This is a genomic window from Neoroseomonas oryzicola (genome assembly GCF_012163135.1).
Classification (GTDB): Bacteria; Pseudomonadota; Alphaproteobacteria; order Acetobacterales; family Acetobacteraceae; genus Neoroseomonas; species Neoroseomonas oryzicola.
Genome location: NZ_JAAVUP010000004.1, coordinates 113716 through 135807, shown reverse-complemented (window position 1 = coordinate 135807; position 22092 = coordinate 113716). Strand labels below are relative to the sequence as shown.

The 22092-nt window shown below is 73.6% G+C and carries 19 protein-coding genes; 7 read left to right on the top strand and 12 right to left on the bottom strand.

What is annotated here, in order from left to right; translation table 11 throughout:
• Positions 1-4: 4 nt before the first annotated feature.
• The 8 genes from GWK15_RS15465 to GWK15_RS15430 all read right to left on the bottom strand — a co-directional run bounded on the left by GWK15_RS15465 (position 5) and on the right by GWK15_RS15430 (position 10376).
• Positions 5-4528, bottom strand: a complete 4524-nt coding sequence (locus tag GWK15_RS15465; protein ID WP_168042253.1) for a DUF4011 domain-containing protein — start codon at positions 4526-4528, stop codon at positions 5-7.
• A gap of 40 nt (positions 4529-4568) precedes the next feature.
• The gene (locus tag GWK15_RS15460; RefSeq protein WP_168042252.1) at positions 4569-6137 is read right to left on the bottom strand and encodes a Na+/H+ antiporter; all 1569 of its coding nucleotides are present in this window, start codon (positions 6135-6137) and stop codon (positions 4569-4571) included.
• Between the two features lie 43 nt (positions 6138-6180).
• On the bottom strand, positions 6181-6351 hold the full coding sequence (locus GWK15_RS15455) for a hypothetical protein (protein WP_168042251.1): 171 nt from the start codon (positions 6349-6351) through the stop codon (positions 6181-6183).
• Positions 6348-6872, bottom strand: coding sequence for a DUF1003 domain-containing protein (locus GWK15_RS15450; RefSeq protein ID WP_168042250.1), 525 nt, complete (start codon positions 6870-6872; stop codon positions 6348-6350). Before GWK15_RS15450 ends, GWK15_RS15455 begins: the two co-directional genes overlap by 4 nt.
• A gap of 55 nt (positions 6873-6927) precedes the next feature.
• Positions 6928-7680 carry an SDR family oxidoreductase gene (locus tag GWK15_RS15445; protein ID WP_168042249.1) on the bottom strand — a complete coding sequence of 251 codons (753 nt, stop codon included), beginning with the start codon at positions 7678-7680 and terminating at the stop codon, positions 6928-6930.
• A 79-nt stretch (positions 7681-7759) separates the two neighbouring features.
• The gene (locus tag GWK15_RS15440; RefSeq protein WP_168042248.1) at positions 7760-8191 is read right to left on the bottom strand and encodes a CBS domain-containing protein; all 432 of its coding nucleotides are present in this window, start codon (positions 8189-8191) and stop codon (positions 7760-7762) included.
• Between the two features lie 173 nt (positions 8192-8364).
• Positions 8365-8610, bottom strand: a complete 246-nt coding sequence (locus GWK15_RS15435; protein ID WP_168042247.1) for a hypothetical protein — start codon at positions 8608-8610, stop codon at positions 8365-8367.
• Positions 8610-10376 (bottom strand): glucan ABC transporter ATP-binding protein/ permease, encoded by a 1767-nt coding sequence (locus tag GWK15_RS15430; RefSeq protein WP_168042246.1) that lies wholly within the window; start codon positions 10374-10376, stop codon positions 8610-8612. The genes GWK15_RS15435 and GWK15_RS15430 overlap by 1 nt, the downstream gene beginning before the upstream one ends.
• A 150-nt stretch (positions 10377-10526) precedes the next feature.
• On the opposite strand from GWK15_RS15430, the gene GWK15_RS15425 reads away from it, so the two are divergent.
• Both GWK15_RS15425 and GWK15_RS15420 read left to right on the top strand, forming a co-directional pair.
• Positions 10527-11516, top strand: a complete 990-nt coding sequence (locus tag GWK15_RS15425) for a Bug family tripartite tricarboxylate transporter substrate binding protein (protein ID WP_168042245.1) — start codon at positions 10527-10529, stop codon at positions 11514-11516.
• A gap of 98 nt (positions 11517-11614) precedes the next feature.
• Positions 11615-12607, top strand: a complete 993-nt coding sequence (locus GWK15_RS15420; protein WP_168042244.1) for a Bug family tripartite tricarboxylate transporter substrate binding protein — start codon at positions 11615-11617, stop codon at positions 12605-12607.
• A gap of 9 nt (positions 12608-12616) precedes the next feature.
• Here GWK15_RS15420 and GWK15_RS15415 read toward each other — a convergent pair whose 3' ends face one another.
• The 3 genes from GWK15_RS15415 to GWK15_RS15405 form a co-directional block, all read right to left on the bottom strand.
• Positions 12617-12964: a hypothetical protein gene (locus tag GWK15_RS15415; protein ID WP_168042243.1), complete on the bottom strand. Its 348-nt coding sequence runs from the start codon at positions 12962-12964 to the stop codon at positions 12617-12619.
• A 103-nt stretch (positions 12965-13067) separates the two neighbouring features.
• Positions 13068-13883 carry an MBL fold metallo-hydrolase gene (locus GWK15_RS15410; protein ID WP_168042242.1) on the bottom strand — a complete coding sequence of 272 codons (816 nt, stop codon included), beginning with the start codon at positions 13881-13883 and terminating at the stop codon, positions 13068-13070.
• Complete coding sequence (locus GWK15_RS15405; protein ID WP_168042241.1) at positions 13880-14614, bottom strand: DsbA family protein; 735 nt, start codon at positions 14612-14614, stop codon at positions 13880-13882. The genes GWK15_RS15410 and GWK15_RS15405 overlap by 4 nt, the downstream gene beginning before the upstream one ends.
• Before the next feature lie 514 nt (positions 14615-15128).
• Here GWK15_RS15405 and GWK15_RS15400 point away from each other — a divergent pair.
• From GWK15_RS15400 to GWK15_RS15390, 3 genes are all read left to right on the top strand, one after another.
• On the top strand, positions 15129-16541 hold the full coding sequence (locus GWK15_RS15400) for a gamma-glutamyltransferase (RefSeq protein ID WP_168042240.1): 1413 nt from the start codon (positions 15129-15131) through the stop codon (positions 16539-16541).
• Between the two features lie 38 nt (positions 16542-16579).
• Positions 16580-17707 (top strand): pyridoxal phosphate-dependent aminotransferase, encoded by a 1128-nt coding sequence (locus tag GWK15_RS15395; RefSeq protein WP_168042583.1) that lies wholly within the window; start codon positions 16580-16582, stop codon positions 17705-17707.
• A 66-nt stretch (positions 17708-17773) separates the two neighbouring features.
• Entirely contained in the window at positions 17774-19699 is a 1926-nt protein-coding gene (locus tag GWK15_RS15390; protein WP_168042239.1) for a hypothetical protein, read from the top strand.
• Positions 19700-19708: 9 nt separating this feature from the next.
• On the opposite strand, the gene GWK15_RS15385 is transcribed toward GWK15_RS15390, so the two are convergent.
• Positions 19709-20059 carry an antibiotic biosynthesis monooxygenase family protein gene (locus tag GWK15_RS15385; protein WP_168042238.1) on the bottom strand — a complete coding sequence of 117 codons (351 nt, stop codon included), beginning with the start codon at positions 20057-20059 and terminating at the stop codon, positions 19709-19711.
• Positions 20060-20143: 84 nt separating this feature from the next.
• On the opposite strand from GWK15_RS15385, the gene GWK15_RS15380 reads away from it, so the two are divergent.
• Positions 20144-20857, top strand: coding sequence for an ArsR/SmtB family transcription factor (locus tag GWK15_RS15380; RefSeq protein ID WP_168042237.1), 714 nt, complete (start codon positions 20144-20146; stop codon positions 20855-20857).
• Positions 20854-22080: an MFS transporter gene (locus GWK15_RS15375; RefSeq protein WP_168042236.1), complete on the top strand. Its 1227-nt coding sequence runs from the start codon at positions 20854-20856 to the stop codon at positions 22078-22080. The genes GWK15_RS15380 and GWK15_RS15375 overlap by 4 nt, the downstream gene beginning before the upstream one ends.
• Positions 22081-22092 lie beyond the last annotated feature (12 nt).

Below are 22092 nucleotides of genomic sequence, written 5' to 3'. Positions count from 1 at the left end.
CCGTTCAGCCGAGCCGGATCGTCCCTCCGCCCACCAGCGCCGCGATGCGCGCCGCGATCGCCATCTGCGCCCCGGCATCGAGGCCGAGCGCGCCATGCACCGCCGCCGCGAGGTCGCTTTCCGCAAGCCCCGGGTGCGCGGCGAGCACAGCGTCCGCCGTTGCCGCGATCTCGGCGGGCGGCACCGCGGCCGCGCGGCGCAGATGCGCCGCCGCCGCCCGGCGGTCGCGCGGGACCACCTTGGTCGCCGCGGTTGCCAGCACGCCGGCCGACCCGGTCACGCCATGGCTCGTCTTCGCCAGCGCCGTGGCCTGGCGCACCGCGTCGCGTTCCTTCGTCGTCAGCGCCTGGCGGCCGGCGCAGAGGCGCAGGCGCTCGGCGAGGCTGTCCGGCGTGATCGGCGCTTCCACCGCGACGACCTCCCCGATCGCGGCGGCGAGGTCCGCGGGGGGCAGCGCGTCGAGCGGGCCCTGCGCCAGGACGGGTGCCGCCTCGCGATAGGGTTCGGCGATGCCCGGAAGGGATGGTGCGGGCGGTGCCTCAGGCGCGGGGGTTTCGGCGGGCGCGGCGCCGAGGGCCTCCTTGATGCGCGCCGCCTCGGCTTCGGGGCGCGCATACCAGGCGAGCGACCAGGCGCGCGCCAGCTTCCAACCCATCGCCTCCAGCGCCGCGGCACGGCCGCGCTCGCGGTCGCGGGCACAGCGCAGCGCGGCCCAGTCGCCGGCATCGGCCTCGATGCCGAGCTCGTAGCCCTGCTCCCCCTTCGCCGCGACGTCGAGGAAGAGGCCCGCAAGGCCGACATGCGGCACGGGGTCCTTGCCGGCCTCGCGCACCGCCTCGCTGATCGCCTCGGCGATCGGGCTGCCGGTGCCCTCCCCGCCCGCGCGTGGGGCGGTGGGCGGGGCAGCGGCGAAGGCGAGGAAGGTCTTGAGCGCGGCGACGCCGCGGCCCGAGGCGCGCGCAAGGTCGATGTCGTCCGCGCCGATGCCCGAGAAGACGATGCAGCGCTTCTTCGCGCGCGTGATCAGCACGTTGAGCCGCCGCTCGCCGCCCTCGGCGGAGAGCGGGCCGAAGCGCATGGCCAGCCGTCCGTCCTTGTCGCGGCCATAGCCGACCGAGATCAGGATCGCGTCGCGTTCGTCGCCTTGCACGTTCTCGAGGTTCTTGACGAAGAAGGGCTCGTCCTCATGCGCGGTGAAGAACGCATCGGCGGAGGGATCGGCGCGGCGCGCGGCCTCGACGGCGTCGATGATCGCGTCGCGCTGCTTGATCGAGAAGGCGGCGACGCCGAGCGTATCGCCGGGCGTCTCCTTCGCGTGGCGCATCACCGCCTGGGCGACGGCCTCGGCCTCGGCGCGGTTGACGCCCTCGCCGGTCTCCCAGGCGCCGTCGACGCGCACCAGCGAGAGGCCAAGCAGCGCGGAGCGCGGGCGGGGGCTCGGCAGCACGAGCAGGCGGTTCTCGTAGAATTCCGCGTTGCTCGTCGCGATGAGGCTTTCGTGGCGCGACCGGTAGTGCCAGCGCAGCATCGCGGCGGGCACGCCGCGCGCGTTGCACAGGCCGAGGATGCTCTCCACGTCGCGCGCCGCGACCGCCTCCGGCGCGTCCTCGGGCGGCGTGTCGTCCTCCTCGCCGGTCATGCGCTGGAAGAAGCGGGTGGGCGGCATCTGCCGGTCGTCGCCGACCACCACCACCTGGCGGCAGCGCGCGATGGCACCCAGAGCATCGACGGGTTCGACCTGCGACGCCTCGTCCATCACCATCAGGTCGAAGGTCAGGCCCGGGCGCAGCCCGTGCGGCGGTGCCAGGAACTGCGCGACCGACAGCGGGCTCATCATGAAGACCGGCTTGATCTTCTGCACCGCGGGTGCCGCGCGCAGCAGCAATTCGCGCACCGGCAGGTGGCCGCGCTTCTTCTCCATCTCGCCGCGGATGACGGTCATGCCGGGCGCGCCGTCGCGCACTTCCTTCACGCGTTCCGCATGGGTGCGCGCGGCCTCGGCGCGGGTCAGCGCGATGCGGGCGCGGTCGGCCTCGCGGAACTCGGCGACCAGGCGATCGTACCCGGCGGCATCGAAGGCGGCGAGGTCGGGATGCTTCGCACTCGCCGCGCGCATCAGGCCTTCGTGCAGGGCGTAGGCGAAGGCGTCCTCGGCGGCCTCGGGCGTCAGGCGGCCGTCCTGCAGGCGTTCGACGATCGGCTCGATGCCGCGCGCCTCGGCCAGCGCGCGGCGCCAGCCCTGCCAGAGCGGCAGCGCCTCGGGGCGTTCGGCCCAGGCGCCGAGGCGCTCGGCGATGGCGGCGAAGGACGGATCGGCGGTGCCGAAGGCGGCCACCGCGTCGAGACCCGTCGCCGCGACCAGCTCCGCCCAGGCCGCGGCCCCGGCCTCGAGCACGGCGGCGTCGCCGGCGGGGGCCTCGGCGGCGAGCGCGGCGGCGGCATCGGGCCCGTGCTTCTGGCGCCATAGGATCAGCGCCGACATGGCGGAGGGATCGGTGTCCTCGCCGCGCCACAGCCGACCGAAGGCGGCCTGGCCGAGCGCATTGCCGTTGCGCACGCGCAGCCGCGCCGCCTGGCCGGCGATCGCGGCGTCGAGCGCCTTGACCGCGTCGGTGCCCTCGCGCGCGACCTTGTCCGCGACTTCCTGCGCCGTGCGGCGCGCGGAGCTGAGGAAGCCGAAGAAACCGCCGGAGGAGGCAAGCGTCGCGCGTGCTTCCTCGAGGCCGCCGACGTCCAGCGCACCGGGCTTCAGCCGCGCGTCGCGCCGCACAATGGCGAGTTGCGCCACCGCCTCGGTCAGGCCCACCAGCGGCGCGGGATCGGCGCGCCAGGCTGCGCTGCCCATCGCGGCCTTGTCATGGTCCGGCGCCTCCCGCAGCGCCGCGGCGGCGCGCAGCCGCGTGGCGATGCCCGCAGGTCCCGCGGTACCACCCGCCGCCGCGCCGGCCGCGGCCAGGGCACGGATCCAGCCGGGCAGCCGCGCCATCAGCCGGTCGGCATCGGCGGGACCGATATCGGCCGTCACGCCGCGCCAGGGGTTGTTCGCGCCGTCCGCTTCCACCGCGCGCGCGGCGAGGTCGCGCACCGCATCGCGCTTCGCCGCGATCGTCGCCCCGTCCCAGGCGGCGGGATCGAGGGTGAAGTCCGGCACCGCCACGCGCCGCCGGCGCAGCCCGACCAGCGCGCCGACCACCTGGTGCAGCGGGATGCCCGAAGCCCCGGCCGGCTGGCGCATCGCCGCCGCGTGGCGGTTGAGCCGCCCGCGCAGCGTCGCGAGGCGATCCACCACCGCCTGACGGTTCGGCTTGGGCGGCGGCGGCAGGGCGAGCGTCGCGCGCAACTCGTCCAGCACCGCGCGCTTGGACTGCTTCTCGGAATGCAATTCGAGGCACGCCGCGCCGAGGCCCATGTTCTCGAGCCGCCGCTTCACCACCTCGAGCGCGGCGAGCTTCTCCGCCACGAACAGCACGCTGCGCCCGTCGAGGATCGCCTGGGCGAGGATCGTCGCGATGGTCTGCGACTTGCCCGTCCCGGGCGGCCCCTGGATCACGACATGGCCGCCGCGTCGGACGGATTCCGCCGCCAGCGCCTGCGACCCGTCCATGTCCATGACGTGGTCGAGGCGCTCGACCGGGATCTCCTCATCGACATCGGCATCGTCGGGGAAGGTCGGCGGGGTGGACAGCGCCTCGCCACCGACCAGCGAGCGCACCAGGGGATGGTCGCCGAGGCCGGGATTCTCCTCCGGCCCCAGGTCGCGCCACATCAGGAATTTTGCAAAGGAGAACAGCCCGAGGGCCAGCGCGTCCGGATCGACCGTCCATTCCGGGCGGTCCTTCACCGCGGCCGCGACGGATTCCGCCCAGGCGGTCGGGTTGTAGGCCTCGGGGTCGAAGTCGGGCAGCGCGGTGCCGAAGTTGACCTTCAGCATCTCGCGCAGCGAGAGGTTCTCCGCGACCTCGTTGGTGCCGGCGCGCAGGCGGAAGGTCTGGGAGACGCCCTCCCGTTCCAGCGCGACCGGCAGCAGGGCGAGCGGGGCGCGGCGCTCGGTCTCGGGCGTCGCGGGATCGCGCCAGCACAGCACGCCGAGCGCGAGGTAGAGCGTCGGCACGCCCGTCTCCTCGCGGGCCGTGCGCGCATCGGTCATCAGGTCGCGCAGGCGGCGGGCGAGGTCGCTCGGCGCCAGGCGCACGCGCAGCCATTCGTCGCGCTGCCAGTCCTCGCGCGTCGCCTTGCCGTCGGCCTTGCCGACGCCCTCGGCCTTGGCGGCGGCCTTGGTGGTGCGGCGGCGGCGGGGCTTGGCACCTTCCTCGCCGGCCGGCGGGTCGGCGGCTTCCTCGGCCGCGGCCTCGAAACCGAAGGCGCGGCCGGCGGCGAGCGCGCCCACCACGAAATCCGCATCCTCGTCGTCGAGGATGACGACGCCGCGCGACCGGCCCGGCTTGGGCAGGGCCAGCAGGCGGTTGCGGGTCGAGAGGTCGAGCAGCGCCCGGCGGGCGTCCTCGAGGGCCTGGCGGAGCGCGGTCATGGCCTTCCCCTATAGCGCGGCGGATGGAGAGCCGCTCGCATCAAGCGTCGGTCGCGCCAAGGAGGCGGCGCAGGCGCAGTTCCTCGAGGTCGAGTTCCTCGGTGAGGCGGTTCATCAGCTCCTCCTCCACGCCGTCCTCCGCGCGGTGGCGCAGCAGCCGGGCGCGGCCGGCGCGCAGCGCGTGCAGGCGGTGCTCCAGCCGGGCGGCGCGCTCGGCGGCGATCGCGCCCTGGCTGATGCCGTCCAGCAGGCGCACCCGGTCGCGGTATTCGGGCAGCAGGTCCTGGGCGATGGCGCCTGACAGCAGGTCTTCGGCGCGGCTTTCCATCTCGCGCAGCGCGGCATGGGCGATGAGGGTGCGGGCGGCGGCCTCGTCGATGCTCATGCCGGGCTTGCGCTTCTCCTCCACGCCAAGCCGCTTGATCAGCCATTCGAGCGTCGTGCCCTGCATGACCAGCGTCGCGAGGATGGCGCAGAAGGCGAGGAAGACGATCAGGTCGCGCTCGGGGAAGGTGACCGGCAGCGCGAGCGCGGCGGCGAGCGAGACCACGCCGCGCATCCCGCACCAGGCGATGATCGTGGTGTGCGACCAGGGCCGCGGCGAGCCGAAGCGCGCCAGCGCCGGCACCAGCCGCGGCGTCAGGGAGGCCGGGAAGACCCAGATGAAGCGCGAGACGATCAGCGCCGCCGAGACGACGAAGGCGCAGGAGGCGAGCTGCCAGGCGCCGTATTCCTCCATGCGGCCCAGGATCTCGTTCAGCTGCAGCCCGATCAGGATGAAGACCAGGCTGTTCAGCACGAATTCGATGAATTCCCATACCACGCGCGACTCCCGCCGCGTCCGCGCGGAGAGCGCGTGCTGCGCCCGCCCGAGCACGAGCCCCGTCACCACCACGGCGATGACGCCCGAGACATGGAAGAATTCCGCCGCGAAATAGGAGGCGAAGCAGGCGATGAAGGACATCGCCGTTTCGAGCAGCGTGTCCTCGAGCCGGCGGATGGCGAGGATCGCGCCGCGCCCGACCAGCCAGCCGATCATCGCCCCGCCGATGGCGAGCGCCAGGAAGGTGAAGCCGGCCTCCGCCCAGGAATAGGCGCCGGCCAGCGTCGCCGCCACCGCGAAGCGATAGAGCACCAGCGCCGAGGCGTCGTTGACGAGGCTTTCGCCTTCCAGCACCGCGACGATGCCCTTGGGCAGCCGCAGGCGCTGCAGCACGGCGCCGGCCGCCACCGCATCGGGCGGGGCGACGATGGCCCCGAGCGCGATCGCCGCCGAGAAGGGCAGCCAGGGGATGATGGTGAGCACCGCGAACGCGACGCAGAGCGCGGTGAACAGCACCGCGCCGAGGGCGAGGAAGAGGATCGGCCGGATGTTGCCGGTGAAGGCGCGCCAATCGGTCCGGTAGGCGCTGGCCATCAGCAGCGGCGGCAGGAAGAAGGCGAGGGCGAGGTCGGGGTCGAGCTCGACCCGCGGCGCGCCGGGGATGAAGGCGAGCACCATGCCCCCCAGCACCAGCACCACCGCGTAGGGCAGCCGCGCATGGCGGGCCAGCAGGGCGAAGCCGATGCAGGCCGCGATGAGGGCAAGGAGGGCCTGGACGATCGGCATGGGCTGGTCTTAACGGCTTTGCACCGGGGCGGGAACGTCCCGGCTATTCGTCCTTCTTCCAGCGCCACAGCACGATGATGCCGATGACGCAGACCAGGACGACGGTCGAGAGCATCCCCTGGACCACGCCGAAATTGGGTGAATCCTCCGCGACGAACAGCGCCGCCACGGCGCCGCCCACCGCGAGCAGGATGCGGACAGCGAGGTTGATCATGCAGCCCCCCCCTTGGCTTCCAGGCATTCGATGCGCGCCAGGGCGGCCTTGAGCAGTTGCGTCAGTTCGATCAGCTCGCGCTCGCGCATCAGGTCGATCTTCTCGTGCAGCAGGGCGATCTCCGCCTCGGCGCGGATATTGACCTGATAATCGGCCAGGGCGCGGTCGCGGTCGATATCCGCCTGGCGGTTCTGGCTCATCATGATGACAGGCGCGGTGTAGGCGGCCTGGAAGGACAGCAGCAGGTTCAGCAGGATGAAGGGATAGGGGTCCCAGGCGCCGCCGCCGAAGATCGCGTTGCCCGCGATCCATACGGTGATCAGCCCGGTCTGGACGACGATGAAGCGCCATGACCCGACCGTCGCCGCGACGGCATCGGCGAGCACCGCGCCGAGCGGCAGCCGCGGGGCGGGACCGAGGCCGCGCCGGCGCCGCCGGGCGAGGTGGATCGCGGCCCGCAGGTGGCGGCGATAGGCATTGCCGCGGTGGCGCGTCGCGGCGGGGGCGGCAGGCTGGTTCATCGCGACTCCTCGTCGCCTGGTGGTGCGCCAGCCTGGAACCGCGGGCGGCCCAGGCTCAATGGCTGGATCGCAGCGTTCCGCCGTCGACGTGGATCACCTGCCCCGTGATGTAGCGGGCGCGCGGGGAACAGAGGAAGGCGACGAGGACCGCAAGGTCCTCCGGTTCCCCGATATAGCCGACCGGGACCTCCTTCTCCGCCCAGGCGCGCTGCGATTCGGGCGTGGGCATGATGCGGGTGTCGATCTGTTCGGAATGGATGCGACCCGGCGGGACGCAATTCACCGTGATCCCGTCCTTGCCCAGCACCCGCGACAGCGCCTTGGACCAGATGTGCACCGCGCCGTTGGGGGCATTGGCGGGGTTGATGGAGAAGGGTTCGTCCGTGCCGGTGAGGCTGACGATGCGGCCCCATTTGCGCGCCTGCATGGCCGGGATGAGGGCATGGGTGATGCGCCGCCCGGCCTCGAAGTTCAGCAGCATCGCCTCCTGCCAGACCGCGTCGTCGCCGAGGTCGGGCTGCGGGCGGGACCCGCCGGCATTGTTCACCAGGATGTCGCAGCAGCCGAAATGGCCGAGTACCGCGTCACGGATGCGCGGCGCGGCGTCGGGGGCGGTGATGTCCTGCTCGATGACGAAGGGCGTCGCGGAGGCCGGCAGTTCGGCCGCGAGGGCGTCGAGCAGCGGGCGCCGGCGGGCCAGGATGGCGAGGCGGCAGCCCTCGGCCGCCAGCATCTTCGCAATCGCGCGGCCAAGCCCCACCGAGGCGCCGGTGACGAGCGCCACCCTGCCGGTCAGTTGAAGGTCCATGCCTGCGCTCCCGTTCTCTCCGGGGCGCAGGCTCGCACGCGGCGCCGGCGGGCGCGACGGGGGTCGCGCGCCGCCCGGGTCAGGCCGCGGTGACGAAGGCGCGGAGCGACTCCGCCTCTTCCTCGGCCTGGGCGATGCGGGCCTTCACCAGGTCCCCGATCGAGACCATGCCGGCGAGCCGCCCATGGTCCATCACCGGCAGGTGCCGGCAGCGATGGTTGGTCATCAGCCCCAAAGCCTCGGCCACCGAGGTGGAAGGCGCGGCGGTGACGAGGTCGGCGGTCATCAGGTCCCGCGCCGTGCGGGCCAGGGCGGTGGTGCCCTCCCGCGCCACGGCGCGGACGATGTCGCGCTCGCTGACGATGCCGAGCACGGCGCCGTCCTGGTCGCGCACCAGCGCCGCGCCGATGCGGTGCTGCGCGAGCGCCTGCGCGATCGAGGTGGCGTCCTCGCCGGGGCCGACCGAGAAGACGTCGCCGCCCTTGTGACGCAGGATGGACTGGATGGTCATGCACGCACCCTCCCTGCTCCGCCGCGGGCCGGGGGGCCCGCGGGGCGCGGCAGGGCGCCGCCGGGAGATCCTGCATCGGGGAGGGGTCCGGCAGCACCCGTCCGCGCAACCGATGCGCGAGCGTGCCAGGGCGGCGGCGCGCGATGCAAGGAAGAAGCGCGGAACCTCGCGGATCAATGAAGCGCGGCGAACCACGGAATGGCGCGGCGCGCGGCAGCCTCGGCCTCGGCGCGCGTCGCGAAGACCGCCGACGAGAACCAGGCGACCGGCGTCCAGGCGCCGGCATCCTCGGGGTCGCGGCGGAATTCCTCGAAGCCGAAGGTGCCGTCGGGGCGCAGGAAGACGTCGACGCAGCGGTTGCCCTCGGCCGTCTCGATGCTGGCGAGCACGACCCAGGATCGGTCGATGCGGCGCGACATCAATGCGCCGGCGCCGCCCCGCCCGCGAGCTGCGTGCGAACCAGTTCCGCGAAGCGACCGCCCTGGGCGACCAGCTCGGCGAAGGGCCCGCGCTCGGCGATGCGGCCGCCGTCGAAGACCAGGATCTCGTCGGCCTCCCGCACCGTCGACAGGCGGTGGGCGATGATGAAGGTGGTGCGGCCGGCCATCAGGGCGGCGAGCGCCTTCTGCACCCGGGCCTCGGTCGCGGCGTCGAGGGCGGAGGTCGCCTCGTCCAGGATCAGCACGGGCGGGTTCTTGATCAGGGCGCGCGCGATGGCGAGGCGCTGCCGCTGGCCGCCCGAGAGGTTCGACCCGCGTTCCCCCACCACCGTGTCGTAGCCCTGGGGCTGGCGGAGGATGAAGTCGTGCGCCTCGGCCTGGCGGCAGGCCTCCTCGATCTCGGCCTGGGTGGCCTCGGGGCGGCCGACCAGCAGGTTTTCCCGGATGGTGCGGCTGAACAGCATGGATTCCTGGAAGACCACGCCGATGTTGCGGCGCAGCGACTCCAGGCTGATCTCACGCAGATCGTGCCCGTCCAGCGTGATGCGCCCGTCGACCGGGTCCCACAGCCGCTGCAGCAGCGCCATGGCGGTGGACTTGCCGGCGCCGGTCTGGCCGACCAGCGCGATGGTCTTGCCGGGGGAGGCCGCGAAGGTGACGTCGCGCAGGATGGGCGGCCCGCCGGGATAGGCGAAGCCGACGCCCTCGAAGGCGACCTGGCCGGTGGCGCGGCCGGCATCGATCGCGTTCGGCGCCTCCGGCACGGTGGAGCGCGCGTCGAGCACCTGGAACAGTTCCTCGATGCGCGGCTGCACGAAGACCATGTGGGAGACGAAGCCGATCGCGCTTTCCATCCGCCCGATCAGCAGCGTCGCGAAGCCCATGAAGGAGACGATCTCGCCCACCGTCGCCTGGCCGCGGACGTGCAGCACCGTGCCGAAGACGAAGATCGCGATGACGCAGATGGTCGACGCTGCGCGCGTCAACACCGCCACGATCGCCCACCAGTTCAGCACCGGGAACTGGTGGTCGAGCACCTGGCGGATGATGTCGCCGAACATCCGCGCCTCGGAATTCAGGCGCGTGAAGGACTGCACGACGACGACGTTGGACAGTGCATCCTGGGCGTTGCCGGCCAGGCGCGAATGGAACTGTTCCACCTTCGCCTGCGCATCCTGGGTGCGGCGGATGACGAAGGCCGAGACCGCGGTGAAGACGACGACGAGCAGCACCAGCAGCACGCCGAGCCGCCAGTTCATCGCCATGGTCAGCGGCAGCAGCACGATCAGCGAGACGAAGGTGATGATGTGCTCGCGGAAGAAGCCGAGCCAAAGGCCGAAGAGGTTGTCCGTGCCGACCAGCATGATCTTCATCAGCCGGCCGGACTGCGTGTCGCCGTGGAAGGACAGCGGCAGGGCGAGCACGTGCTGGAAATACTCGTGCATGACCTTGAGGCGGTTGCGGTGCGCCATCCGGTCGGCGAACAGGCCGACGGCGACATTGGCCGCGATGCTCGCCAGGCCGACCACGGCCCAGACGCCCAGCAGCGTCGTCGCCTCGGCCCACAGCTGGCTTGGCGCCATGCGTTCGGACCGGGCCAGCAGGTCCACCACGCGGCCGAACAGCACAGGCTCGAGGAACTGCAGGCCGGCGAGCGCGAGCGCGGCCACGGCGAGCCCGAGCGCCATCGGCCGGTCGCTGCCCAGCATCCAGAGCACGCGCCAGTACAGCCTGAGGAAACCCATTGCGCCGCGACTCCCCTGCCCGCCCCTGGGGCCCGGCGCAGGCTAGCCGGGACCGAAAGCCCAGGCGAGGTTGAACGCGACCCCGCATCGGGCCAGTTTGGGGCCTTCGACAACGGGCCGCATGCGGCCCGCCGGGAGGAGAAGACAAGAATGATCGACCGCCGCGCCCTCATGGGCGCCATCGCCCTTGCCCCGCTTGCGCGCCCCGCCTTCGCCCAGGCCTGGCCTTCGCGGCCCGTGCGCCTCGTCGTCGGCTTCCCGCCCGGGGGCACGACCGACCTCGCCGCGCGCGTGATGGTGGAGCCGTTGACGCAACGCCTCGGCCAGCCGGTGGTGGTCGAGAACCGGCCGGGCGGGTCGGGCGGCAACATCGGCGCCGACGTCGTCGCGAAATCCGAACCGGACGGCTACACGCTGCTGATGCAGACCGTCTCCTCGGGGGCGATCAACCACGGGCTCTATGGCGCGCGGATGCCGCACAAGCCCGAGGACCTCGCCGCCGTCGCGCTGGTGGTGAAGGTGCCCAACGCCATCTTCGTGAACAACGACCTGCCCGTGCGCACGCTGCGCGAGCTGGTGGACCTCGCGAAGCGGCAGCCGGGCAAGCTCAACATCGGCTCCTCGGGCGTCGGCACCTCGCTGCACATGACGGGCGAGCTGCTGAAGCAGGCGGCGGGCATCGACCTCACCCACGTGCCCTTCCGCGGCGCCGGGCCGATGCTGCAGGAGATCATCGCCGGGCGCGTCGAGGTCGGCGTGGACAACCTGCCCTCGGTCATCGGGCATCTGCGCGACGGGCGGCTGCGGCCGCTCGCCGTGACGACGGCCACGCGCACGCCGGCGCTGCCCGACGTCCCGACCACCGCCGAGGCCGGCTTCCCCGCCGTCGAGGCGACCGCCTGGTTCGGCATCTGCGCCCCCGCGCGCACGCCGCGCCCGGTCATCGACCGCGTCGCCCAGGCGGTGAACCAGAGCCTCGCGGACCCGGCGGTGTGGTCGAAGATGGCCGATCTCGGCGGCATGAAGCCGGACCTGACACCGGACGGGCTGTCGACCCCGGCGACCTTCGACGCCTTCATCCGCGCCGAGATCGTGAAGTGGGGCGAGGTGGTCCGCCGCGGCAACATCACCGTCGACTGACGCCGCGGCGTTGCGGCGGGCGCCACATGGTCTAGGCTGACCCGACAAGGAACCGGCGGGCGCATCGCGCCGCCAGGCGTGACGGGAAGGAAACGACCATGGGTATCGCCCGCCGCGGCGTGCTTGCCGCTCTGCCTGCCGTGCTGGCGGCCCCGCGCCTTGCTTCCTCGCAAGGTGCGCCCTCGCGCCCGATCCGCATCGTCATTCCCTTCACGCCGGCAGGAACGACAGATCTGGTCGGCCGGCTGACGGCCGAGATGCTCGGCCAGCGGATCGGCCAGCAGGTGGTGGTGGAGAACCGGCCCGGCGCCTCGGGCAACATCGCCGCCGAATATGTGGTGCGCAGCGATCCCGACGGGAACACGCTGCTGCTGACCACGATCGGGACGGGCGCGATCAACTACGCCGTGTTCCGCGACCGCATGCCCTACAAGCCCGAGGACCTTGCCGCCGTCGCGCTGATGACGCGCGTGCCGAACGTGCTGATGGCGGCGAACAACACCACCATCCGCTCCGTCGCCGACCTGGTGCGGGAAGCCCGCGCACGGCCGGGGCAGATCAATTACGGCACCGCGGGCATCGCGACCTCGCCCCATGTGGTGGTGGAGCAGCTGCGCCTCGCGACGGGCATCGACATCAGCCACGTCCCCTTCCGCGGCTCGGCGCCGATGCTGACCGAGATGGTGGCGGAGCGGATCGAGATCGGGATGGACAACATCCCTTCGGCCCTGCCCTTCATCAAGGAAGGGAAGATCCGCGCGATCGGCGTCACCAGCGCGCGGCGCAACCCGTCCCTGCCCGAGGTGCCGACCATCGCGGAGCAGGGACTGCCCGGCTTCGAGGCCACGGCCTGGTTCGGCCTGCTGGCGCCCGCCGCGACTCCGCCCGCGGTGGTCGAGCGCCTGGGTCGCGAGCTGAACGCCGTCGCGCTCTCGCCCGCCTTCCGGCAGCGGATGGAAGCCCTCGGCGCGGATCCGCCGGGGCTGACGCCCGATGGCGGCACCAGCCCCGCGACCTTCGCCGCCTTCATCCGCGCCGAGATCGCGAAATGGGCGGACGTGGTCTCGCGCGCCAACGTCCGGGTGGAATAGGCCGCGCCGTCAGGCGAACAGCCGCGGCACGAAGAACGAGAACAGCACCGCGGCGCAGCCGAGGACGGCGAGCGCCGAATACCAGAACACCGCCGCGTCCAGTTGCTCGACGAGGCGCTTGACCACGGCGACGCCGATCATCTCGCCGATACGCCGCGTGACGATGCGCTTCAGCAGCGGGTTGCGGATCGCCTCGACCGCCTTCGCCGCGCGCGCCCGCACGCCGTCGGGCGATTCGTCGCGCAGCGCCTCGCGGAAGGGGCGGCGCAGGCGTGCGAGGGCCATGGCGAAGGCGCCACCCAACACCGCCGCGGCCAAGCCCAGGATCGCTACGAGAGCCGCCGCCAGATACGCCATGTCGTCCCCGCATCACGCGCCGGCCCGGCCCGGCGCACCGGCATGACACATGATGGCCTGGCCAGCGCCAGTGATGGACTTCACACCGCGTGACGCGGCGCCGTCAGGCGGGCAGGCCCTCGGTCACCGCGCGGATGTAGCGCGCGACGCTGTCCCGGGCGGCCTGCTTGCCGCCGGTCGGCAGGACGCGGTCCCACCAGCCGCCATAGATCGCGTCGAACTCCAGCGCATCGAGCCGCGCGCCGATGCGGGCGATCTCGGCCGCGGGCAGCGGCACCCAGTTGGGGAAGGACCACATGAAGGACAGGTGCTTGCGGTCGGCCGCGACACTCGCGATGTCGCCGGTCAGGATCGCGCCCTTGCCCGCCGCCCAGTGCAGGATGGTCCCGCCGGCGAAGTGCCCGCCCAGGCGGTGCAGCGTGATGCCCGGCAGCAGGTCGTGCGTCTCGCCCGACCAGAAGGTCACCGCGGGATCGGGGTACTTCACCCAGTCGCGGCTCGCCTCGTGGATCAGCACCGGACAGTCGAAGGCGCGCGCCCATGCGGTCATCGAGGTGTGGAAATGCGGATGGCTGACGGCGATCGCCGCGAGGCCACCCAGCGCCTTCACGATCTCGACCGTCGCCGGATCGAGCAGCGCGACGCAGTCCCACAGCACGTTGCCGGCCGGCGTGCGCACCATCAGCGCGCGCTGCGCGATGCCGAAATCGGGGAAGACGCCGACGCCGAGGAGATCCGGCGCGACCTCGCGGAAGCCCACCGCATGGCGCCGGCCGAGTGCCTCCATCGTCGTCCAGGCCTGGCCGGATTGCGGCACCCATTGCCGCGCATCCTCGCAGACCTCGCAGCGCGCGGGCGGCGCCGCGGAGGGCGCATGCTGCGTGCCGCAGGTGACGCAGATGAAGGCGGTGCCGGTCATCGCCGTCGTTCCCTTTCTGCCTGGACCAGGCGCTCGATCTGCGAGGCCGGCAGCGCGCCCGGGATCAGCGTGTCGCCGATGACGAGTGCGGGCGTGCCCTCGATCTGCAGGGTGCGGGCGAGCGCGATGTTGTCGTCGAGCCGCCGCTGGATCGCCGGGTCCTGCATGTCGCGGAACAGGCGGGCGGCGTCGAGGCCGATGCGCTGCGCCTCGGCGCGGATCGCCTCGTCGGTCGGCTCCCCGCGCAGTCGCATCAGCGCGTCGTAGAATTCCGGATACTTGCCCTGGCGCTGGGCGGCGAGCAGCGCGCGTGCGCCGACCACGCTCTGCGGCCCGAGGATCGGCAGGTCCTTCATGATGATGCGCAGGTTGCGGTCGCGGCGCAGCACCTCGGCCATCTCGCCATGCAGGCGCTTGCAGTAGGGGCAGCGCACGTCGAAGAACTCGACGATGGTGACGTCGCCGCGCGGGTTGCCGCGGATGGGATCGCCGGCCGTCCCGAACAGCGCGGCGCGCTGGGCCACGATGCCGCTGCGCTGCGCCTCGGCGCGGTCGCGTTCCTCGGCGGCCTGGATGGCGGAGAAGGCCTCCCGCAGGATGGTGGGGTCGCGGCGCAGCGCCTCGCGGATGATGTCGACGATCTCGGCGCGCTGGGCATCGGTGAAGGACTGCGCCATGGCGCGTCCGCCGAACATCACCCCGGCCGCGGCCAGAAGGAAGCCTCGCCTCATCGTCTCTCCTCGCGTCGTCGCGCCTGCTCCGCTGACCGCTGCCCGGGGGGCAGGTGCGGCTCCGCCATCAGGGCCAGCATGCGGGCCGTGGCGAGGACGCTCAACAGCATGGCTTCCTCGGCCGGCGCAAGGTCCGGCCCGGCCACGTTCCCGCGACGGCCGCGGGCGGTCGCCGGCCGGCGCCGGGCGCGGGGGCCGGCGCCGCCCGGGGCGTCCCGTTCCGCCAGGGCAAGGGATTGCGGGGCCGTGGCCCCGATCATCGCCCGGCCCCGTCGGCGCCTCCGCCCGCCGGATCACGCCGGTGTGGACGAAGAGCCGGTTGCCGGTCGTGACGAAGGCGTCTATGGCCCAGCCTTGCAGGAGCGTGATGCGGATCGACGCCGGGTCCAGCCCCGCTTCCCGGAACAGGGGATGCGCGATGGCCCGGATCAGGGCCTTGGCCTCCGCATCCCGAACCGTGACCACCCGCGCCTGGCCCTGGGCCGGCGCGGCAGGAGGGGCCAGGACCAGCGGCATGAGCACAAGGACGACCAGGAGCGCCAGCGCCTTCCCCATGGGTGCGAGCCCAGACGGCGGGGCGGCCCGGCGCGACCGGCGCGGGCGGGCGGCGGCCCTGCTGCTCGCCGCCGCGGCGCTGCTGCCGGGCTGCTCCTCCGTCATGCCGTCCTTCGCGCGCGGGCCGTCGGTGCCGATGGGCACGCCCGGCTTCGTCACGGGCTTCTTCGGCGGCGTCGCGACGGAGGAACCCCGCGCGGCGATCGTGGCGCGCGACATCCTCTCGGCTGGCGGCTCGGCGGTGGATGCGGCGGTGGCCGGCGCCTTCGCGCTGTCCGTCACCCTGCCCTCCCGCGCCGGGCTGGGCGGCGGCGGGGCCTGCATCGTCTACAACAACCGCCGGCGCGAGGTGGACGCCGTCACCTTCCCCGCCGGGCCGCGCAGCGCGCCGCCGCAGGGCGCGGACCGCCCGGCCGCCGTGCCGATGATGGCGCGGGGGCTCTATCTGCTGCACACCCGCGGCGCGCGGCTGCGCTTCGAGCAGCTGATCCGCCCCGCCGAGGACCTGGCCCGCTTCGGCACCGAGGTCAGCCGCGCGCTGACCGACGACCTCGCGGCCGTGGCCGCGCCGCTGCTGAACGACCCCAATGCGCGGGCGGTGTTCGGCGCGCCTGGCGGCGGGCCGCTGCGCCCGGGGGACCGCATCACGCAGCTCGACCTCGGCGCGACGCTCGCGCAGCTCCGCACGGGCGGCGTGGGCGAGTTGTACCAGGGCGGGCTGTCGGAGCGCTTCGCGGAGGGGTCGGTCGTCGCCGGCGGCGGGCTGACGCAGGACGAGCTGCGCGGCGCCCGCGCCCAGGTCATGGCGACCGAGCGCGTCGATGTCAGCATCGACAGCGTCTACTTCCTGCCGGGCGCGGTCGATGGCGGCGCGGGCACCGCGCAGGCCTTCCAGGCGGCGATGGCCGGGCAGCCGGCGCTGCCGCCGGTGGGCGCGCCCGTCGGCGCCTCCACCGCGCTGCTGACCATGGACCAGGAAGGCAACGCGGTGTCCTGCGCCTTCAGCATGAACAACCTGTTCGGCACCGGCCGCGTGGTGCCCGGGACGGGCATCCTGCTCGCCGCCGCGCCGGGGATCGGCAACGTGCCGCCCGCGCCGCTCGCCGTCGCGCTGGCGACGAACCGCGACCGGCGGTCCTTCCGCGCCGTGGCGGCGGGGTCGGGCCAGTACGCCGCGGGCGCGGCGGCGGGGGCGACCATGGCGGCGACGCTGCGCCGGGTGGCGCCGGGCGACATCTTCGCCGCGGTGCCGGATCCGGGGCGCGGCATGGTCATCACCTGCCCGTCCTATGCGCCGGGGTCGAACGCCTCCTGCATCGGCAGCGCGGATCCGCGCGGCACGGGCGTCTCGATCGGGACCTTCGGGCGGTGAAGGTCGGGCGCGCGGCAGACGCGCCGCCCTTCCTCGTCATGGACGTGATCGCGGCGGCCAATGCGCGCGCCGCGAGCCTGCCGCCGGGCGCGCCCGGCATCCTGCGCATGGAGGTCGGCCAGCCCGGCACCGGCGCGCCGCGGGGCGCGCGGGAAGCCGCGATCCGCGCCCTGCAGGACGCCCATCCGATGGGCTACACGGAAGCCTTCGGCCTGCGGTCGCTGCGCGCGCGCATCGCGCGGCACTACCGCGAGCGCTACGGCGCCGAGGTGGCGGAATCGCGCATCGCGGTGACGGTCGGCGCATCCGGCGCCTTCCCGCTCGCCTTCCTCGCCGCCTTCGATCCGGGCGACCGGGTGGCGATGGCGGCACCCTTCTACCCGCCCTATGCGAACATCCTCACCGCGCTCGGCATGCAGCCGGTGCTGCTGCCCTGCGACGCGACGACGCGCTTCCAGCCGACCCTCGCGATGCTGGAGAAGATGGATCCGCGGCCCGAAGGGCTGATCATCGCGAGCCCGTGCAACCCGGCGGGCACGATGCTCTCGCCGGCCGAGCTGCAGGCGATCGCGCGCTGGTGCCACGGCAACGGCGTGCGGCTGATCAGCGACGAGATCTATCACGGCCTGACCTGGGGCACGGTCGAGGAGAGCACCGCGGCCGCCTTCAGCCCCAGCGCGGTGGTGGTGAATTCCTTCTCGAAATACTGGTCCATGACGGGCTGGCGCATCGGCTGGCTGGTACTGCCCGAGGACCTGGTCCGCCCGGTCGAGTGCCTGGCGCAGAACATGTTCATCAGCGCCCCGCATGTCGCGCAGGTCGCGGCCGAGGCGGCGATGGACTGCGTCGAGGAACTCGAGGGGAACAAGGCGGCCTATGCGCGCAGCCGCGCCGCGTTGCTGGATGGCCTGCCGAAGGCGGGCTTCACCCGGATCGCCACGGCGGACGGCGCCTTCTACCTGTGGTGCGACGTCGGGCACCTCACAAACGACAGCGCCGCCTTCTGCGCCGAGATGCTGGACCATGCGGGCATCGCTGCGACGACGGGGCTCGATTTCGACCGGGACCGCGGCAGCCGCTTCCTGCGCTTCTCCTATTGCGGGCCGGAGGCGGACATGACGGCCGCGCCGGAGCGGCTGACGGGGTGGCTCGGGCGGCGGGCGTAGGACCGCAGCGACGCGGCTTGCGCCGGATCAAGAAACGCGGCGCGGCCGCTTCCTATGACTGGCGCGATGCCGGGAGGCCCGCACCGCCGCGACCTGCTCGCCCTCGCCCTCGCCGCGACGGGGTGCGAGGCCGTCGCGCCGCGCCCCACGCCGCCTGCCATCGGCGTCGCGGAACCGCTCGACGAGACCGGGCAGGAGCCCGACCGGGCCGCGCTCGCCGCGCTGCGGGAGGAGGTGGTCGCGGAACTGCGCCGCCTCGGCTTCGACGCCGCGCCCGGCACGGCCGGCGGGCCGGCCTTCGAACTGCGGCTCAAGGTGATCCAGTGGCACGGGCCCGACCTGCTGCCCCCGGCGATGCATGACGGCGGCCTGGTCGTCGCGAGCCTGCACGAGCACGACTGGCGCCGCACGAAGTTCGCGATCGTCGCCCATGCGCCGCGGGGCGCCGCGCCGGGGCGGCTCGCGCACGCGATCGCCGACGCCATCGCGCCGGCCATCCGGCCCCTCACCACGGCGACGCATGGCGGCACGGACATCACCGCGACCGGCCGGCCCGTCCGGCACCTGGGCGCGGCGCGCTTCTCGGTCGGCGAGGACCGCATCGACCTGCGCGCCGTCACCCATGCGCATGATGCGCTCGAGGACCCCGACGTCCCGGCCTTCACCGACGTCACCCTGGCCGATCCCGTCCCGGCGCCGGGCGGGGCGGCGGATGTGGCGACCATCACGCTGTACCAGATCGACCCGCCGCTGACCGGCCTGCCCTCGCGCCAGCCGGGCATCGACCGCAGCATCGACTTCCGCGATCCGGCGAACCTGGTGAAGTCGGCCTATTCGAACATCGTCAGCGTCGTCCGCACCGAAGACCCACGCCCCGTCCCGGTGGCGAGCCACCCGGTCGGCCATTTCGTCGTGAAGGTCGAGGTGCCCGGCTACCCCACCATCCTCACCGGTATGACGACGATCCAGCGGGCCGATGCGGAACTCGTCGACCTCACCATCGGGCGGGAACTGGGCATCGGCGGCGTGCTGCTGATGCCCGAGCCGGGGCGGCTCAACGCGGCGCACGAGGTCGCGCGGGAACTGGCGCTGCGGCAGCGCCGGCTGCGCGTGGTGGACGGGCTCTATTTCCGCCCGCGGGACGGGCGGAACAGCGGGCCGGAATACCTGCTCGAGAACGGCAACGTGACCTTCGCGCGGGTGCGCGTGCCGCTGCGCAACGGCACCGATGCGCTCGCCTGCTTCACGGAGCTGCTCGCGCGCGGCGGGCACAATCGCTTCGGCTCCCTGCTCAACCGCACCTTCAAGGGCACCGGCGCCGGCTGCGCCGCCTTCGCGATGAGCTGGCTGCAGGCCGCCGGCGTCATTCCCTTCGTCACCGACCCGCCGGACGGCGAGGCCCCGGCCGATCCGGGATCGCTCGGACCGACGGAGTTCTGGCGCGCCTTCCACAGCCGGGTGCGGATCCCCTGGGCGCATCTGGGCTGCGACCAGCGGATCGGCGCGGCGCGTCCGGTGGCGGCGCGCTACACGATCTACGACCTGCTGCTGCACGGCGAACGCTACGGCTTCGTCCAGTCGGCGACCGAAGGGCTGATCGACCGCATCCGCAGCCGCTTCGGGCTGATCGGCACCACCGTCTTCGAAGTGGGCATCCAGACGCCGCTGCGCGGCGTGGCCGTGCTGGTGCAGCGGCGCGACCCGCTCGACCGCGGCGAGTATCGCTGGGGCGGCGAGGGCCTCGACGTCGCCTTCTGGGAGAACGCCCGCTTCTCTGCCTGGGTGCGCGGCCTGTGGCAGACCGGGCAGCGGCATCCGCAGGTGCGGCTGGCGCGCGAGGGCCGCTTCCTCGGCGTCGAGGTCGACGCGACCGGGGCCCCGCGCCAGCGCGAAGCCTTCTACGCCGCCGCCGACCGGCGCGACGCGGCGCTGCGCGCGGGCGGCCCGCGCCCCGTCACCTGCGAGGCGGCCTTCGCCCTCGGCCTCGAGTGACGCGCCGCGCTACAGCCCCCAATGCGCGTTGCTGTCCGCCGGCGCCTGGTCGCGGCGTTCGGTCATGCCATAGTCGCGGATGACGCCGGCGACGCGCAGCCGGTAGCCGGCGAACACGCCCTCGCGGCCCGACTTCTGCGCACCGCGATGCCCGCCATGGCAGCGCCAGTTCCGCACCGCCTCCTCGTCCTCCCAGAAGGACAGGGAGAGCAGCTTCGCGGGGTTGGTGATGCTGCGGAAACGCTCCACCGCGATGAAGCCGGGCTGCCGTTCCAGTTCCGACCGCATGGCGGCGGCGATGGCGAGGTAGTCGTGCTCGCGCCCCGGCGCGGGCTCGACCTCGAAGATGATGGCGATCATGGCATCCACCCTGGCTGGCTCGCGCGGACGAATGCTTCGGCGAAGGCCGAAGCGCGCGGCGCCGAGGCGGGATAGCATTCCCCCATGACCGATCCCACCGCCCCCGGGCCGCTCGCGGCCGTCGCCGCGCTGATGGCCGATCCCGCCCGCGCGCGCATGCTCGCCGCGCTGATGGGCGGCGAGGCGCTGACCGCCGGCGAGCTCGCCCGCGTCGCCGGGGTGACGGCGGCGACCACCAGCGGGCATCTCGCGCGGCTGGCCGAGGGCGGGCTGGTGGTCGTCCATGCCCAGGGGCGGCACCGGTACCACCGCCTCGCCTCCGAGCATGTCGCGGCGGCGATCGAGACGCTCGGCGGCCTCGCCGCCCGCATCGCGCCGGTGCGCCACTGGAAGCACGGGGAGGAGGCGCGCGCGGCACGGCTGTGCTGGAACCACCTCGCCGGGCGGCTCGGCGTCGCGCTGCATGAGCGGCTGACGGGCGAAGGCCTGCTGCGGCCGGTGTCCGGGGGCTGGGATGCGGCGCCGGAAGGGCGCGCGCGGCTGGTCGCGACCGGGGTCGACCTCGATCGCGCCGATGCGGCGCCGCGCTTCGCCTGCGACTGCATGGACTGGTCGGAGCGCCGCCCGCACCTCGCCGGCGGGCTGGGGCGGGAGATCGCGGCCGCCTGGATCGGCCGCGGCTGGCTGCGCCGCCTGCCGGCGACCGAGGACGGCGACATCCTCGCCCGCCGCCGCGTGGGGCTGACGCCGGCCGGGCGGCGCGGGCTCAAGGACGCCTTCGGCCTCGAGGCGGCATGAGCCCGGTCGTCGCGCTGATGGCGGCGCTCGCCGTCATCACCAGCCTGTCGCAGTTCCACCGCGCCTCGCTCGGCGTGGTCGCACCCGAGTTGATCGCCGACCTGTCGCTGACGCCGGCGGTGCTCGGCGCGGCGAACGGGGTGTTCTTCGGCGCGCTGCTGGTGGCCCAGCTGCCGGTCGGCCTGGCCCTGGACCGCGCAGGGCCGCGGCGGACGGTGGCGGCGCTGACCGGCCTCGCGGTCGCCGGGGCGGCGCTGCAGGCCTTCGCGACGGACGGGGCGGGCCTGCTCGCGGCGCGGTTCCTCCTCGGCATCGGCTGCGGGGCGTCCTTCATGGCGGCGGTGGTGCTCTGCGCGCGCTGGCATGACGGGCCGGCGCTGACGCTGGCGCTCAGCCGCGTCTTCGCGCTGTCGCAGGCCGGCATCCTGCTGGCCGGCGCACCGCTGGCGGCGATGGTCGAATGGGTCGGCTGGCGCGGGGCGCTCATCGCCTCGGCGGGGCTGACCGCGCTGGGCTGGGCGGTCTGGTGGCGCCTGGCACAGGACCATCCGCCGGGCCGCCCGCCGCCCTTCCGCAAGCCGGAGACGCTGCGCGAGGCGCTGGCCGGGCAGGTCTTCATCTGGCGCCTGCCGGGCCTGCCGCGGGTGCTGTCGATGCACCTCGTCGCCTATGCCGCCGCGGCGACGGTGCTGGGTCTCTGGGCGGGGCCCTACCTCGCGGACGTGCATCGCCTGGACGCCGCTGGACGGGGCTGGGTGCTGGCGGCGATGGGGATCGCCATGCCCGTGGGCGTGCTGCTGGTCGGGCCGCTCGAAAGGCTGGTCGGCAGCCGGCGACCGGTGGTCACGGCGGGGGCGTCGCTCTCGGCGGCGATGCTGCTCGGCCTGGCATCGTGGCCCGGCGCGCCCCTGCCGGCCGCCGTCGCGCTGCTGGTGCTGCTGGTCCTGTTCTCGGCCTATCCGGTGCTGGTGGTGGCGGAAGGCCGCGCGCTGTTTCCCGACCACCTGGTCGGGCGCGGGGCGACGACGGTGAACCTCGCGCAGGTGCTGGGGTCCGCGCTGCTGCCGCTGCTGGTCGGCGCGGTGGTGGGGCTGTTCCCGGAAGGCACCGAGGGCGCGCGGCCGGAAGCCGCCTATCGCGCCGGGTTCGGGGCGATCGCGGCCTGCCTGCTGGGCGGGCTCGCGGGATGGCTGCTGCTGCCGCGGCCGCCGATGCGCGGCTAGATGCGGTCCCGA

Coding starts and splice junctions, on each gene's coding strand:
- GWK15_RS15405 (WP_168042241.1), bottom strand. CDS start 14,614: ATGAGGCGAGGCTTCCTTCTGGCCGCGGCCGGGGTGATGTTCGGCGGA.
- GWK15_RS15425 (WP_168042245.1), top strand. CDS start 10,527: ATGATCGACCGCCGCGCCCTCATGGGCGCCATCGCCCTTGCCCCGCTT.
- GWK15_RS15430 (WP_168042246.1), bottom strand. CDS start 10,376: ATGGGTTTCCTCAGGCTGTACTGGCGCGTGCTCTGGATGCTGGGCAGC.
- GWK15_RS15410 (WP_168042242.1), bottom strand. CDS start 13,883: ATGACCGGCACCGCCTTCATCTGCGTCACCTGCGGCACGCAGCATGCG.
- GWK15_RS15450 (WP_168042250.1), bottom strand. CDS start 6,872: ATGAACCAGCCTGCCGCCCCCGCCGCGACGCGCCACCGCGGCAATGCC.
- GWK15_RS15400 (WP_168042240.1), top strand. CDS start 15,129: ATGAGCACAAGGACGACCAGGAGCGCCAGCGCCTTCCCCATGGGTGCG.
- GWK15_RS15465 (WP_168042253.1), bottom strand. CDS start 4,528: ATGACCGCGCTCCGCCAGGCCCTCGAGGACGCCCGCCGGGCGCTGCTC.
- GWK15_RS15375 (WP_168042236.1), top strand. CDS start 20,854: ATGAGCCCGGTCGTCGCGCTGATGGCGGCGCTCGCCGTCATCACCAGC.
- GWK15_RS15390 (WP_168042239.1), top strand. CDS start 17,774: ATGCCGGGAGGCCCGCACCGCCGCGACCTGCTCGCCCTCGCCCTCGCC.
- GWK15_RS15385 (WP_168042238.1), bottom strand. CDS start 20,059: ATGATCGCCATCATCTTCGAGGTCGAGCCCGCGCCGGGGCGCGAGCAC.
- GWK15_RS15460 (WP_168042252.1), bottom strand. CDS start 6,137: ATGCCGATCGTCCAGGCCCTCCTTGCCCTCATCGCGGCCTGCATCGGC.
- GWK15_RS15395 (WP_168042583.1), top strand. CDS start 16,580: ATGGACGTGATCGCGGCGGCCAATGCGCGCGCCGCGAGCCTGCCGCCG.
- GWK15_RS15435 (WP_168042247.1), bottom strand. CDS start 8,610: ATGTCGCGCCGCATCGACCGATCCTGGGTCGTGCTCGCCAGCATCGAG.
- GWK15_RS15445 (WP_168042249.1), bottom strand. CDS start 7,680: ATGGACCTTCAACTGACCGGCAGGGTGGCGCTCGTCACCGGCGCCTCG.
- GWK15_RS15415 (WP_168042243.1), bottom strand. CDS start 12,964: ATGGCGTATCTGGCGGCGGCTCTCGTAGCGATCCTGGGCTTGGCCGCG.
- GWK15_RS15440 (WP_168042248.1), bottom strand. CDS start 8,191: ATGACCATCCAGTCCATCCTGCGTCACAAGGGCGGCGACGTCTTCTCG.
- GWK15_RS15455 (WP_168042251.1), bottom strand. CDS start 6,351: ATGATCAACCTCGCTGTCCGCATCCTGCTCGCGGTGGGCGGCGCCGTG.
- GWK15_RS15420 (WP_168042244.1), top strand. CDS start 11,615: ATGGGTATCGCCCGCCGCGGCGTGCTTGCCGCTCTGCCTGCCGTGCTG.
- GWK15_RS15380 (WP_168042237.1), top strand. CDS start 20,144: ATGACCGATCCCACCGCCCCCGGGCCGCTCGCGGCCGTCGCCGCGCTG.